The sequence below is a fragment of the Photobacterium sp. ABD4_091 genome (assembly GCF_056160145.1).
Genome location: NZ_JBSWWQ010000003.1, coordinates 628,816 through 642,765, shown reverse-complemented (window position 1 = coordinate 642,765; position 13,950 = coordinate 628,816). Strand labels below are relative to the sequence as shown.

Below are 13,950 nucleotides of genomic sequence, written 5' to 3'. Positions count from 1 at the left end.
ATGATAATATGGAAAATTCTGACCGCTGTAAACACTTGGCAAGACCAATTGACCAAGTTATCAACAATGCAGCCAAAGTGCAACCAAAAGCGATAAAATACAACCACTTAAGCGGTTGGTTTTCGACCTAACAATGGTTATAAAACGCTGAGATAAAGATGGAATTCGGCCAGGTTGAAAAAGTGATCTGAGCACAGACTTTTTACTGGAGGGGAACCATCAACAGTACCCCTCTTTGGATAAGGAGAAAAGCAAGTTTTCATAGATTTTGCACATTTTTGGGATGTGTCACAAACTGGATTTTAACGTCTTAACGTCAGCAAAATCGTTTGATAAAGATAAGTTGATTCCGACGCAGAGGTTATCTAGGAGGTTAATGTGTCTATCAATTCTATCGATCATAATGAAATGTCTGATGTGTCTTCAAAGTGGGATTACAAAGATGATACCGCTTCACACATCTCCCAGAACAAACGCCAGCAGGCAGAAGCCCGCCGCCGTATCGAAATGCTACGTGACATTCGTGCCAGTGGCCTAACTATCGAGGAAGCAAGAGAGCTCGGACTGATCCACTAAAGCATTTACTCATTGATTCATAATCTATAACGATAAAACGACCGTAGACTTAGAGGTAAACCTAATCGATAGAATATTTCTATCAATAGAATCTGTTAATCCTGCTTTGCTTATACTTGGGTAGTCGTTAAATTAGTAAGAAACAAGACTTACTGGAACCCGAATATGACTACAATGACTACCCGCTGTCCTCACTGCAAGGCAATGAACCGTATTCCTACGGAGCGAGTGAACGACATCGCAAACTGCGGTGCGTGTAAAGATCGCCTGCTTGATGGTATGCCTATCGAAGGTACGACTGATAACTTCCTTTCCCTTATCCAGGGCGACAACCCTGTCGTAGTAGACTTCTGGGCTCCTTGGTGTAACCCATGTGTGGGTTTTGCCCCTATCTTTGAAGATGTCGCCAAAGAAAGAAATGGTGATGTTCGCTTTGTCAAAATTGATACCGAAGCACAGCAAGCACTTGCCGCGCAGTACCGTATCCGCAGCATCCCAACCATTATGGTTTTCAAAAACGGCCAGATGGTCGATACCATCAACGGTGCTCTACCAAAAGGTCAGTTTGATCAATGGCTGAATCAAGCACTGACTAAATAAGCGGTCATTGACCCAATAAGGCGGCAGTTGCCGCCTTTAGGCTATGGCACAAACTCATCGGGGAAGCGCACGATATTTTCGACAAACTGCTCGGGAAAATAACGGCTATACGGCCGATATGCGGTTTCTACTACGCGGCGATTTTCTTCTTGTGTATAGGGCGTCAGGCTAAGTCTTCCCCCCTCACTTGGCAAGGCGATATACTCGCAACTCATCCGACCCAGCAATGAGCTGAAGTCGAAGTCTGCCAACGTCAACTCAAAACCTCTGTTGCTCGCGAAGTGATTAAATTTCATGGTTTTCGTTGCCGGGAAAAACAGCACCTGCCAGCAGGTTCTGAAACTGCCAACGCTTTGCAAAGCAGAAAACTTTGAATCGGATTCCAACCTTTTCCCGCCAATCGCGACGTCTTCGAGGCCTTGTAAAATATAGGACTCCGGATCCCCCCCTTGCTGATAGGACTGGCTGTAGTCATATAGCTGGAAAAAGCGGGACAAAGACGCATTTTCCGCAATTCTGTTAGCATCTCCCTGACGGCTCATGCACTTTGCCAAACTATGATTCGTCAAAACAAGAGGTTGAGCAGCATCGTACCTTGTCACTTCGGTACGTCCTGCCACAAACTCAATGACGGCCGCTTGCCCGGCACTGTCGGCAATCACGTAGTGGAGTGAAATGAAATGGGACTGCAGCTTCACATGTACAAGGCTCGCGACAACCTCGTCGACGTTCTTACTCATATCTAGCTGATATTGAATCCATTGCAACTCACTCAGTACTTGCTCAGATTTGTCCAGTGGCGGGTATACTGCGTCACGTTGTTCTAATAAATGGATACTCAGACCCATTTCATTCATGCCGCCAGAAGGAAGCTCACAGCCAAACTGAACCAAGGTCACCGAGCCATATAAGCTCTTCCAATAAAACCGCTCGCCAAGCGGCAGCTTGTCGCTCTTGTTAAGGTGCCGTGGGTTTAGTACCACCATGCCATGGTCGAATTGGAAGTCGTAGTTTACCCCTAACACGGTATTTTCAGGGTTCATTAACCCAAGCGCAGAACACATAATCACACCTCTTCTTTGAGGAAAACAACCTTAAAACGGTATCAGTTTTATCGTATTGGACACCAACGCATTGCGCACTTGCGTGCATATATTTGCGTTATTGGAAGTCATATCGCAAAAAAGAAAAAAGCTCTAACCTGAAGGCTAGAGCTTTATCGTTTGAAGACAGTGAGGAAAGGTAGTTTACACTTTAAACTGCTTGAGCTGATCACCCAATGTGGCCGCCGCCTCACTCAATGACTGGCTTTCCAACGCCAAGTGCTGCGCCGCCATGTTAATATCATCCGTTGCAGTATGGATAAGGTTAACGGTGTTGTTGACCTCTTCGGTTACCGTACCCTGCTGCTCTGCGGCAGTGGCCACCTGCATGATCATGTCATTGGCCTCAGTCACTAAGCCAGCAATACGTTTCAGTTCGTTTTGAACCTGCTCGGCATGCTCAACACTGTATTGCGTTTGCTCGGTGCTTTCCGCCATCGATTTAACGGTATTAATCGTACTTTCCGTCAGCTTATCAATGGTTTCTTGTATCTCAATGGTTGATTGCTGAGTACGGCTGGCAAGGTTGCGAACCTCGTCTGCGACTACAGCAAAGCCACGGCCTTGCTCACCGGCACGGGCAGCTTCAATGGCGGCATTGAGCGCCAACAGGTTTGTTTGCTCCGACACACCCTGAATAACCTGGGTGACATTACCTATCTCTTCCACACCGTGCTTGAGCTCTCCTACCCGCTGATCGGAGTTTGCAATGCCTTCTGATACATTGTGGATTGCGGCCATCGCCTGCAGCATCCGCTGGTTACTTGCCTCAACTTGGGAGTTAATGTTTGCGGTAGATGTCGATACCGTCTCGGCATTCTGGGCGACATCAGAAATAGTAGCGCTCATTTCTTCCATCGCAGTTGCCAGTTGGGCAAGTTGCTGGTTCTGCTCAGTAATAGACTGTGCACACTGTTCACTGGCCGCAGCGATGGTGCCTGCCATGCTGATAGACTGCTCAGCATTTTGGCTAGCGGCCTGTAATGTTGTCCGCATAGCAGAAGAAGCACGATGCAACGCATCGGCTATCTGGCCGATTTCATCCATGCGATCCATGGAGAAATTCTGTGTCAAATCCCCCCGCTCGAGTTTTCGAACACGATCAGTCAACTGCTGGAGCGGTTGGCTGATATCATTGCTGATCCAAAGCCCTAGCCCCACCAGCACCGCAATAACGCCAAAACTGACACCGACCTGGAAAACAACGCTGCTGTAGAAACGCTCTTCGATATCTAACAGGTGAACACCCGTCCCGACGACCCAGCCCCACTTTGCATAGTTCTCGACATAGGAGATTTTCTCAGAAACCTCACCGCTAGGTGCAATCCAGGCGTAATCCAAGAACCCCGCACCAGAACGGCGAGCGATGGTGGTCATCTCCAGCCAATGCTGTTTGCCAGAGGCATCTGTCACTGCCTGCATCGATTGACCTTCCTGCTGCTGGCGAAGCGGATGCATAACAAGCGAATTATCGGTAGCGATCACCCAAAAATAGTTGTCGCCATCAAACCGCATTGCAGACAGCGCCGACTTGGCTTCTTGCTGGGCCAAGTCGACATCAAGCGGGTATTTATCCGAATAATATTGCACCAAGGAAATGGCCGCTTTGACTTGCTCCTGCATTGATTCCTTGCGATCTGCAATATCACTCTGATAACTCTGATTAGCCTGAAATACTGTATTAAAAAGCATTAAAATGGCTGCAATGGCGATCAGTGCCAATAATTTGGCCCTTACCCCATAATGCCGAAGTAGGTTCATAGCTCCCTCTTTAGTTATATTTTAATTTTCCAGTTATTATGAACGACCAAACCATCTCATTTATTACAAATATTCATAACATTCATAATCTTATACAGCGATATTGTAAATAAGTATAAATTTACAAAGCAGAAATCAGAGGTAATAACAATTAAATGCTTAATAACTGTGGGACCATCAATAATGTGATGAATTAATTTTGCACCTTCACAAAAAACAATTTGGTAGAATGACGCTATCCGCACAAAAAATAACGACACAAGGATGATAACTGTGAGCCAATCAGCCAAAAATCCGGCGTTAAGCCAAATAAACGTTTTCCCTGTTAAATCGATTGCCGGTATTAGCCAATCCCATTCCTGGGTAGAGCAACAAGGTTTATGCTTTGACCGCCGCTTCATGGTTACCCGGCCTGATGGCAGCATGATCACAGCAAGGAAACACCCACAACTGGTCAAGGTGTCGGCTGCACTGTTAGCCAACGGCCTGGTGCTTAACTACCCAGAACAGCCCTCTTTGAAACTGCATTACAGCGACTTTGCGATGGCCAAGTCTGAAGCGACTGTCTGGAAAGACACCTTCAAGGCTTACCTCACTACCGAAGCAGCCAATAGCTGGTTCAGCCAGATCATTGGCGAGCCGGTACAGCTGTTATTTACCGGCGAGCAGTCTGAGCGGCACCGTGCAAAAATCAGCCAGAATGTCAGCTTTGCCGATGGCTACCCGATGCTGATCATCAGCGAAGCCTCACTGGATGCCCTCAACGCCCGAAGCCCACAGCATCACACCATGGATCAGTTCCGAACCAACCTTGTTGTTTCAGGCACCGAGGCATTTGCCGAAGATGGCTGGAAGCTCATCCGCATTGGCGAAGTAGAATTTGAAGCCGTGAAGCCTTGCTCACGCTGTATTCTAACCACGGTTGATCCTAAAACTGGCGAATTCAACCCGTTGAAAGAGCCACTCAATACGCTATCTTCATTCCGCTCAGACGGCAGTGGCGAGGTGTACTTCGGCCAGAACTTGGTTGCTCTCAACGAAGGCTTGATCAGGGCGGGTGATACCGTTGAAGTGCTCGAGACCAAGCCTAAAGAGATCTACCCTGAAAACGGGGCTCAATCCCTTACCTTGACCTGTGTCGAGCGAGAAGAGATCGCCCGTGACTTTTGCACATTCTGGCTGGAGCCAGCAAAACAACAGTCTTTGCCTGCTTACCAGCCAGGGCAACACCTGCCTATTCAGGTAGAAATCAACGGTGAATATGTTGCCCGTCGTTATACCCTTTCCTCCAGCCCGTCTCGCCCTGGCCGTTTTGGCATTTCGGTAAAACGGGTTGATGATGGCAGGATCTCAAACTGGCTCCACGACCATTTCCAAGTTGGCGATACGTTGGTGGCTCAGCAGCCTGATGGCAGTTTTCACTTAGGTCACCATACCGACAAGCTGTTGCTACTATCAGCAGGAAGCGGCGTGACACCTATGATTTCGATGCTGCGCTACCTGGCCGACCATAACCAAGTGCGCGATGTCATTTTCTACCACCAATGCCGTAGCCAAGCAGATATTCCTTACCTTGAGGAATTGAAAACGCTAGAAAAGCAGTTCCCCCAGCTAAAAGTAATGATCGCCCTCAGCCGACCAGACAAAGACTGGAAAGGGTTGTCAGGCCGTCTTGAAGCTAACCACTTAACTCAAATTCAAGATCTAGCCGAGCGACAAGTGTTCGTTTGCGGCCCACACAACTTCATGGAAAGTGCCAAAGGCCTTCTGCTTAAAGCAGGCCTTGATGCCACCCACTATCACCAGGAAGCGTTTGGCCCAGTCACACGCGAGAGCAATAAAACCCAAGAAGTGACTATCAGTATCAACGGCAATATGTTCAGTGGCGATAACCAAAAGACGTTGCTGGAACAGGCTGAAGCCGCTGGCCTCAATATCTCCAACAGCTGCCGAGCCGGTTTCTGCGGGGCATGCAAAATGACGTTGGAATCCGGTGAGGTGGATCAACCCGATGTACCCGCCTTACTTCCGGGTGAGAAGGAATCAGGCAAAGTACTCGCCTGTTGCTGCGTACCAAAAACAGATGTAGAGCTTGTCGACTAGACTTTCGATACGTACAAGATAAAACAGCCACCTTTCGGTGGCTGTTTTTTGTTCTTGTTACTGCTTACGCAACACGTAGTGGCTCGCCAAGTCGCCCTCTACCCGGTTGCCATCTTTGTCTAGACGGAACAACTGGTTTTCGCCGACAAAATACTGCACCGCATCATCACCAGCGCCCGGCAAGGCAATGGTATTACCTGCCGTATTCCAGTTAAAAGAACCTTCGTATTCAAAGGTATTGTCTTCCTTGCCTAGGTACACCTCGGTCAGGATAAACGTACCATCCTTTTTTACCACTAGCTCGGTTTTGATCCCTTCGCAATCAGCACAAGGCAGGATGCCGGTATAAGTACCATTCCAGTCCAGAGCATTGCGGGCGCTATGGGCAGAATCAGCGACTGGCTGTGCCACTTCAGGGAGCTGTGTAGGAACCGCATCCGCTTGCTCAACCTCTGGCAAAGTCACCGGTGTTTCTGTTGTTGTCGCGCCACCAGCTTCGGTTGGGTTTTCAACAACCACAGCAGCTTCAATCTCTGTTTGAGATGGGGATTCCGGTGTGGCTTTTTGATCACATCCCGCCAGTACGAAGCCAGCCACAACCAGTGCAAGTAAGGTCTTTTTCATCTTGATTTCCTTAATGAGCATTCTCATAAAACTTGGCTTTTATTCTAATGCGCGGATTGTGGGCGCAGCGTCATCGCTAGGTTAGAGATACGTCAAAACCACCGTAAGCCGATGGCTCACGGTGGTTATCTCAGCGATGTGACGTTTTAATCGCTAGTGCAGTTAGTCCGACACCGGCTTCAGCTTGGCGGTGAAGTGACGCAAAACGGGCGGCTCGTATTCGAACTCTAAGCCACGTATTTCACTTGCCCGTTGGTTTACTGCGATCAAGGCATCAGCCACATAATCCATGTGGTCGTTGGTATAGACACGCCTTGGGATAGTCAGCCTCATCAGCTCCAGTGCCGTGTCCTTTTGCTTGCCGGTTTGCGGATCCCGCCCCATCAGCAACGAACCAATCTCCACTGCCCGCACGCCAGATTCCAAATAAAGCTCATTGCACAGGGCATGGGCCGGAAACTGGTGGGGAGGGATATGGGGCAGCATCTTCTTGGCATCGACAAACACCGCATGCCCGCCAGTAGGATACTGGATGGGTACGCCTCCCTCGCGCAACCGCTCACCCAAGTATTTCACCTGGCTTATACGGTAATGGAGAAAGTCTTCATCAGCCGCTTCATAGAGCCCTCGCGCCAAGGCTTCCATATCCCGACCTGCCATACCGCCATAGGTGACAAAGCCTTCCATCGGCACGCAGCGGGTTCTTACTGCCTGGAACAAGTCCTCATGATCTTTAATACAGCAAAGCCCACCGATATTGACCATGGGATCTTTTTTCGCCGACATTGTCAGGATATCGCCGTATTGGTACATTTCGCGGATGATCTCCAGAATGGATTTATCTGCATAACCCGCTTCACGCTGCTTGATGAAATAGGCATTTTCACAATACCGGGCAGAATCAATCACCACGGGAATATCATTCTTCTGTGCCAGTTCATACACTGCCCGCATGTTTTCCATCGCGACCGGCTGCCCCCCCGAGCTATTGCACGTCACCGTGGTAATGATGGCAGCAATGTTTGTCGAGCCGTATTTATCAATCGCCGCTTCAAGCTTCTCGAGGTCAAAGTTACCTTTCCAGTTATCGTAGGTAGAGGTATGAAAAGCACTTTCGGTCAGCAGGTTGATGGCCTTGCCACCGCTCATTTCAATATGGCCGGCGGTGGTATCGAAGTGGAAGTTGGAAAGGAATATCGCTTCAGTCCCTCCCCTGACACTGCGCATCCGCTCTACCAAGCATGGAAACAGGATTTGCTCAGCTCCGCGTCCCTGGTGGGCAGGCACAGTTAGCTTATAGCGGAAGAAATGTTCAACTGCCTGGCAGAGGTTGTAGTAGTTGCGGCTGCCTGCGTACGCCTCATCCCCCATCATCAAACCAGCCCACTGGTTGTCACTCATAGCCCCGGTGCCCGAGTCAGTCAGCAGATCGATATAGACATCTTCGCTACGTAACATGAATGGGTTGTAACCTGCTGCGATTAAAGCCTGACGACGGTCTTCTTTATCCGTCATCCGAATACGCTCTACCATCTTGATACGGAATGGTTCTGGGATCCTTTTCATCTCTTTACTCCAATTGTGCCGCTTGCATTTGTCTGCTAGCGGCAAAATACAAATAACTCAACGGTGTGAAGGCCACACTGATGACATCGTTTATATGGATTGATTGGCCCGGAAAGCCCGAGCAAAGAGACTACACAGGGAAGTCGTTAGAGAGGCGGAAGTCTTGGTTAAACCATGCCGACATCATTAAGGTGATGTCAGGCGTCACCACAGCAGATTGGCAGGTCATATTTGCTTTCCTTCACAAATAAACGGGGGTAAGTATTGCCTATAACTTCACTTGATTATAGACAATACTCAGCATACCCAAACTCCTGCTAGTGATGCTGTGACAAGCGTAATAATTAAGGAGGAAATTAATAATCACTACCTAAAACCACGACCTTAAACAACTACGTATCAGTCAGCTATAACTTATCGGCTTCAATCAGTTTGATATTGGTCCAGTTGCTATCGGCACTGGCAATGTAACCTGCGGTATCTTCAAGCCAGCGTTTCTGCACCGATTTATCCAGGTTGAGATAAAGCTTGTTATCCACCACTTTCCAGGCTTCAGGGTCGGTATCAAACTTCTTGTTCATTGCCACACCGAAAGCACAATAGCCGCCATACTGAGGCACATACTCGGTAGGGTTAGCCTCGAAGCGCTCCTTGTTTTCTTTACTCGCAAAGTGATAAGTCGCCCCTTTGTAAGTGGCACTGTAGGCACTGATACCGAGCTTTGCCTGCTGGTCGGTAAAGTAAGCAACAGGATCATAGCCTTTGATTGCCAGATCTTTCTCATCGGCATTGATATCAATATCGGCCGCCAACACTGTCATCGATAAACCAAGCAGTGAAACAGCGGATAGATTTCGTATTGTTGCGGTGAAAGTAGCCATAGTGACTCTCCGTATAACTTAATGACGTAGAGTAAATTTAGCTGGCTCCTGCGACCTATAGGGATACATCAGCCCTATACTTGATACCGATAGTACGAAACTGGTGAATGAGCTTAACGAAGAATAAGGAATACTATGGCCATGGATCAAGATCATCTCTCCCAGCTGATGCAGCACTTCTCGGTAAAAGCCGGGGTATTCTATACCGGCACCCTCTGCGGTATTTCCCGCTTTGATGATCCTGCTATCTCTTCTGGCCACCTCCACCTTTTAAAGCGCGGAAGGCTTACAATCATTGACCACTGCAATACCCATCATCAGTTCGACAAGCCTAGTCTGATCTTTATTCCTCGACCATCTGCGCACTCTCTTTATCCGCAGAATATTCCTATGGGCTCCCAAGATGAAGCCAGTCCCGACAGAGCTAGCAGCACTGAGCTGGTGTGTGCCACCGTTGATTACGGAGCAGGGACGGACAACCTTTTTACCACCGCCTTGCCCCCATTAATGGCTGTCCCACTTGATCAAACCAGCCCCTTATCCGCGATTGTCGAACAGCTTTTTGCTGAAGCCTTTGCCCAAAGCCCCGGAAAAAAGCTCATTATCGATAGGCTGTGTGAAATCTTGCTGGTTTTGCTCATACGCCAAAGTATCGAGCAGCAAACCCTTGATGAAGGTATGCTCGCTGGCTTATCTCACCCCAAACTGGCCCGAGTGCTTGAAATGCTCCACAATACGCCAGACAAGACATATTCAATGGAACAGCTTGCTAGTGAAGCTGCGATGTCACGCACTGTCTTCATGGAGTCCTTTAAGTCCGTAGTGGGCACTACGCCAGGTGACTACCAAATGCGTTGGCGGATAGAATTGGCACAGAGCCTGCTCAAAAAAGGCAAAGCACTGGCCTATGTAGCTGACGCGGTGGGATATAGTAACCGCTCAGGGTTTGCCCGCGCCTTTCGCAAGGTAACAGGCATGTCGCCTACGCATTGGCTTGCCGAGCGTTAACCCCTATCACCACTAGGTTTTAGAATTGATATCACTAACTTCAGCGCGGTCGCCTACACTGTCGAAAGTAAAAGATAACGCTCCCCTTTCAGCTGTGATTATTTGTCGTCTATTTACTTATTACTTAGCGAGGATATATGGATATTGACGGTATTCGGCTATTTGTCCTCGCGGCCGATATGCTCAATATCAGTGCTGCTGGGCGCCAGCTAGGATTAGCTCCGGCTGTCGCATCGGCAAAGTTAGCCAAACTCGAACACCAAATTGGCGCCGATCTGTTGCACCGCTCTACCCGCAAAGTCTCCCTCTCTGCCGAAGGGGCGAAGTTCTTGCCGTTTGCCCGGGAAATTATCGCCCAAGAAGATGCGGCTCGTGCCATATTGAGCAACAGCACAAAAAAGGTATCAGGGACACTACGTTTTGCCGCCACCAGCACATTCAGTCAGCTTTACATCGCCCCAATATTACCTGAGTTTCTTGCCCGCTATCCCGGTATCAATCTTGAACTAAGGATGTCGGATACCAAGGTCAACCTGATCGAAGGAGGGTTCGATCTCGCCCTTCGCAACTACGCTATCGAAGACAGCAACCTCAAGGCTCGGAAGCTGGCTGACGACAGGCGGATACTGTGCGCTTCACCGAACTACCTCACTCAGTTTGGCACCCCTCAAACTCCCCAAGACTTAGCAAAGCACCAGCTATTGGTTTTCATGCGTGACAGTGCCAGGGATCTAACCTCTCAGGAAACATCAACCAATACTGAGCTACCTTCTTGTTCATTCCCACCCAAACACGCTAAGAGCCGGGTGGTTTGCGATGACGGTTCTACGATGCGGGTGGCAACAATGGCTGGCGTTGGCATTTCCATGAACGCCTACTGGAGTGTCCACAATGAGCTCAAAAGCGGACAATTAGTCCATGTCCTGCCTAATTTTGAAATCACGGACCAATCAGCTATTTGGTTGGTTTATCCAAAATCGAATGTGCTGCCTGCAAAAGTGCGGGTCTTTATTGACTATATTCTGGAAAAAATAGGTGATCCGCCTATTTGGGAAAGGTAACTATGTTTTAGAGAGCTAGGTTTTAGCAAAAGAGCTTTGTCGGTTATATTGCCGTTTTTACACAATACTGATTGTCTATCATCGTGCAGCATTATTGTATTACATATCAATAAATTATATGCTTTTTAGCTATTCTGAGACATCTTCGACACTATTTTTTTCCGTCTCGAACTATGCTGGGGATATACCCAATGACCTTGAAGTGACTTGGATATTTTATTCAGCAGGAGGGCGTCGTGATGAAATACAAACATATCCTAGTGGCACTGGAACTATCCGAAGAAACCAATGTGCTAATTGATAGAGCTGTTTTTCTAGCCAAGCTACTCAATGCAGAGGTCTCTTTTGTCCATATTGACGGTACGCACGGGGAGATCTATCCCGAGCTGATTGATATCAAGCAATCCCCGAACGAAACGCCTTTGGGTGAGCCTAAAATGGAACAACTCAGGGCCTTTGAAACCAATACCGATTATCCCATCAAGCACTTCTTGGTCGGTACCGGTGACTTGAGCAGTAAGCTACAAGATATTATCCCGGAAAAAGATGTGGATCTGATCATCTGCGGTCACCACCACGACTTCTGGAGTAAAATCATTTCCTACTCTAAGCACCTGATCAATAAATCCCCTGTTGATATCCTTGTCGTGCCAATCTAAAGCTGGCAACGGGATATCAACCACTACTAGCCGGATCAGTGTCCCCTGCTGATCCGGCTTTTTCATATCGAAAAGTTATCCCCCCAGGATTACCGGCGCTGACACGAAGTACAGCCTCGGCAGGCAGAGCGGGTATGCGGGTCCAACCGGCCACGCTGCACTTTGCAATAGGCATTTTTCAGTGCCCGGCGGGCAGAGAACCAGTCATCCGGTTTTGAAATCAACAGGTAACCATTAAATCGCTTAACTAGTTGGGTACGGTACTCATTGATAAACTTGCTATCAAAGTCAATGTCAAAGTACTCCAGTGCCTGTTCAATCGACGTAAAAGTGGCTATTTTTTGCAAGATATCGTTCTGGCTCATCAAATCTTCAGGGGTTAATGCACATAAACAGATGGCAGTTTACGGTAAGGCGCGCCGCTGGGTATTGATGTAACATGGTGTTTGCATTGCTTTTGCTTTATTCAACCCATGGCGATTATATGGAAAACCCATATTCTCTTTTCCATTATCTCTAATTTACCGACAGTCTCTCCTCTCCTAGTTTTTAAGGTGTGCAAAACACTTCTTTCAACTAATTTGTCTGCACGACTCTGATATTCATTCGATTCATATACTTACGCAATAGTGGATGCTGAGATGAGGAGTAACACGATGGAATATAAGAATTTCACGACGTTTACCGTCAACGTTGAGGAAGGTATCGCCTGGGTAACCATTGATTTTCCCCCAGTTAATGTACAGGGGCAAGAAATGCTTGCCGACCTTAACAGCCTGGCATTGCGGCTAGAGCGTGACCGCGAAGTCAAAGTCGTCGTGTTCCAATCTGCCAACCCTGAAATCTGGGTATGCCATTACGATACCAACCTGCTGCGCGATATGTCCAAAGATGCTGTCGCCCGTAACGAAGCCAAACTCCTCGATCTGCAAGCTGTTTTAGAACGCATCAGCAAACTGCCACAAGCGACAATCGCCAAACTTGAAGGCTACGCCCGTGGTGGCGGCCATGAGTTTGCACTGGCCTGTGACATGCGCTTTGCCGCACGCGGGAAATACAAATTTATGCAGATGGAGGTGGCAATGGGGATCTTACCTTGCGGTGGCGGTGCTTCGCGTATGGCACGCCAGGCAGGATTAGGTCGAGCACTGGAGATCATCCTCAGTGCCCGAGATTTTGATGCCGATGAAGCCGAAGCCTACGGCACAATTAACAAGGCACTCGAACCCGATGAAATCGGTGAGTACGTCGAGACACTCGCCAAACGCATCGCCAAGTTCCCAGCCGAATCCATCAACGCCTGCAAACAGACAGTCTATGAGTCTATCGACAGGCCAATCGATGACGCTCTTAAAGCCGAAGCTTACTGGCTGTACCAGGCCACCAGTAAAACGGCGGCTATCAAACGCTTTACCTGGGCTGATGAGCAAGGTGCCCAGTTTGATATTGAAAACCAAAGAAACTGGGAGCAACTGGTGATCAATATTCAGGATATCAACGAGGATTAAGCCTCAATTCCCAAGTTACCTAAACTCAGATGGCTGCCAGAAATTAATTTAACGCTGTGCAGCCATCGGTTGATCTGAGCACTAGCCAGGCCTACAACAAGCAATACCCAAATATGAATTTCTCTTAACCATGGTGAATCAGCTTTATTTTCCATACACTCCTCCTTAAACAGCCAACACCCCAAATAACCTCAATGAAAAATAAAACCGCAATATGGGTTTAATATCTCAGGTTCATAATTTCGCCCCAATATTATTGGGGATAATGAAGGAGTATCGACATGGTCAAGTTGCATTTAATCTTTGAGTCTCTTTTCTGGGCCTTGCTTATTATTACCATTTTCCGAGTCGACCTAAGTAGCTACCTATTAAATTTTCTCATTTCTTTCTAGCCTTTCTCAACCCACACTATCAACGCCAACCTCAAAGCCAAACTCAATACCTGCAAGAACGGCAAGAACTGCCACCGCACATAAACACCCAACCACCTCAGTTATTAA

Annotated in this window: 14 protein-coding genes; 7 read left to right on the top strand and 7 right to left on the bottom strand. The window is 48.1% G+C overall.

Translation table 11 applies throughout. The annotated features are described in order from the left end of the window. The first annotated feature begins 378 nt into the window (after window positions 1-378). Window positions 379-576, top strand: coding sequence for a hypothetical protein (locus ACXAGQ_RS24365; protein WP_475257426.1), 198 nt, complete (start codon window positions 379-381; stop codon window positions 574-576). A 165-nt stretch (window positions 577-741) separates the two neighbouring features. Further along, the gene (gene trxC / locus ACXAGQ_RS24360) at window positions 742-1,176 is read left to right on the top strand and encodes a thioredoxin TrxC (RefSeq protein WP_475257425.1); all 435 of its coding nucleotides are present in this window, start codon (window positions 742-744) and stop codon (window positions 1,174-1,176) included. 41 nt (window positions 1,177-1,217) lie between these two features. Here the strand turns inward: trxC and ACXAGQ_RS24355 are convergent, their stop codons facing one another. Further along, window positions 1,218-2,240: a linear amide C-N hydrolase gene (locus ACXAGQ_RS24355; RefSeq protein WP_475257423.1), complete on the bottom strand. Its 1,023-nt coding sequence runs from the start codon at window positions 2,238-2,240 to the stop codon at window positions 1,218-1,220. 183 nt (window positions 2,241-2,423) lie between these two features. After that, window positions 2,424-4,040 (bottom strand): methyl-accepting chemotaxis protein, encoded by a 1,617-nt coding sequence (locus tag ACXAGQ_RS24350; RefSeq protein WP_475257421.1) that lies wholly within the window; start codon window positions 4,038-4,040, stop codon window positions 2,424-2,426. 264 nt (window positions 4,041-4,304) lie between these two features. On the opposite strand from ACXAGQ_RS24350, the gene ACXAGQ_RS24345 reads away from it, so the two are divergent. After that, a complete protein-coding gene (locus ACXAGQ_RS24345; protein WP_475257419.1) occupies window positions 4,305-6,143 on the top strand; it encodes an MOSC N-terminal beta barrel domain-containing protein in 1,839 nt (612 codons plus the stop codon). Between the two features lie 57 nt (window positions 6,144-6,200). Here the strand turns inward: ACXAGQ_RS24345 and ACXAGQ_RS24340 are convergent, their stop codons facing one another. From ACXAGQ_RS24340 to ACXAGQ_RS24330, 3 genes are all read right to left on the bottom strand, one after another. Continuing rightward, window positions 6,201-6,767 carry a copper resistance protein NlpE N-terminal domain-containing protein gene (locus ACXAGQ_RS24340; protein WP_475257418.1) on the bottom strand — a complete coding sequence of 189 codons (567 nt, stop codon included), beginning with the start codon at window positions 6,765-6,767 and terminating at the stop codon, window positions 6,201-6,203. 162 nt (window positions 6,768-6,929) lie between these two features. Then, a complete protein-coding gene (locus ACXAGQ_RS24335) occupies window positions 6,930-8,333 on the bottom strand; it encodes a tryptophanase (protein ID WP_475257416.1) in 1,404 nt (467 codons plus the stop codon). Between the two features lie 407 nt (window positions 8,334-8,740). Further along, a complete protein-coding gene (locus ACXAGQ_RS24330) occupies window positions 8,741-9,214 on the bottom strand; it encodes a YHS domain-containing (seleno)protein (RefSeq protein ID WP_475243942.1) in 474 nt (157 codons plus the stop codon). A gap of 141 nt (window positions 9,215-9,355) precedes the next feature. On the opposite strand from ACXAGQ_RS24330, the gene ACXAGQ_RS24325 reads away from it, so the two are divergent. From ACXAGQ_RS24325 to ACXAGQ_RS24315, 3 genes are all read left to right on the top strand, one after another. Continuing rightward, window positions 9,356-10,222: an AraC family transcriptional regulator gene (locus ACXAGQ_RS24325; protein WP_475257414.1), complete on the top strand. Its 867-nt coding sequence runs from the start codon at window positions 9,356-9,358 to the stop codon at window positions 10,220-10,222. A gap of 137 nt (window positions 10,223-10,359) precedes the next feature. Continuing rightward, window positions 10,360-11,283, top strand: a complete 924-nt coding sequence (locus tag ACXAGQ_RS24320; RefSeq protein WP_475257413.1) for a LysR family transcriptional regulator — start codon at window positions 10,360-10,362, stop codon at window positions 11,281-11,283. 239 nt (window positions 11,284-11,522) lie between these two features. Beyond that, the gene (locus ACXAGQ_RS24315) at window positions 11,523-11,942 is read left to right on the top strand and encodes a universal stress protein (RefSeq protein WP_475257412.1); all 420 of its coding nucleotides are present in this window, start codon (window positions 11,523-11,525) and stop codon (window positions 11,940-11,942) included. 89 nt (window positions 11,943-12,031) lie between these two features. Here the strand turns inward: ACXAGQ_RS24315 and ACXAGQ_RS24310 are convergent, their stop codons facing one another. Continuing rightward, a complete protein-coding gene (locus tag ACXAGQ_RS24310) occupies window positions 12,032-12,307 on the bottom strand; it encodes a nitrogenase-stabilizing/protective protein NifW (protein ID WP_317522369.1) in 276 nt (91 codons plus the stop codon). A gap of 291 nt (window positions 12,308-12,598) precedes the next feature. Here ACXAGQ_RS24310 and ACXAGQ_RS24305 point away from each other — a divergent pair, with 291 nt between their 5' ends. Beyond that, the gene (locus ACXAGQ_RS24305; RefSeq protein ID WP_475257411.1) at window positions 12,599-13,450 is read left to right on the top strand and encodes an enoyl-CoA hydratase/isomerase family protein; all 852 of its coding nucleotides are present in this window, start codon (window positions 12,599-12,601) and stop codon (window positions 13,448-13,450) included. On the opposite strand, the gene ACXAGQ_RS24300 is transcribed toward ACXAGQ_RS24305, so the two are convergent. After that, window positions 13,447-13,605, bottom strand: a complete 159-nt coding sequence (locus ACXAGQ_RS24300; RefSeq protein WP_475257409.1) for a hypothetical protein — start codon at window positions 13,603-13,605, stop codon at window positions 13,447-13,449. The two genes, ACXAGQ_RS24305 and ACXAGQ_RS24300, sit on opposite strands and share 4 nt — an antisense overlap. Window positions 13,606-13,950 lie beyond the last annotated feature (345 nt).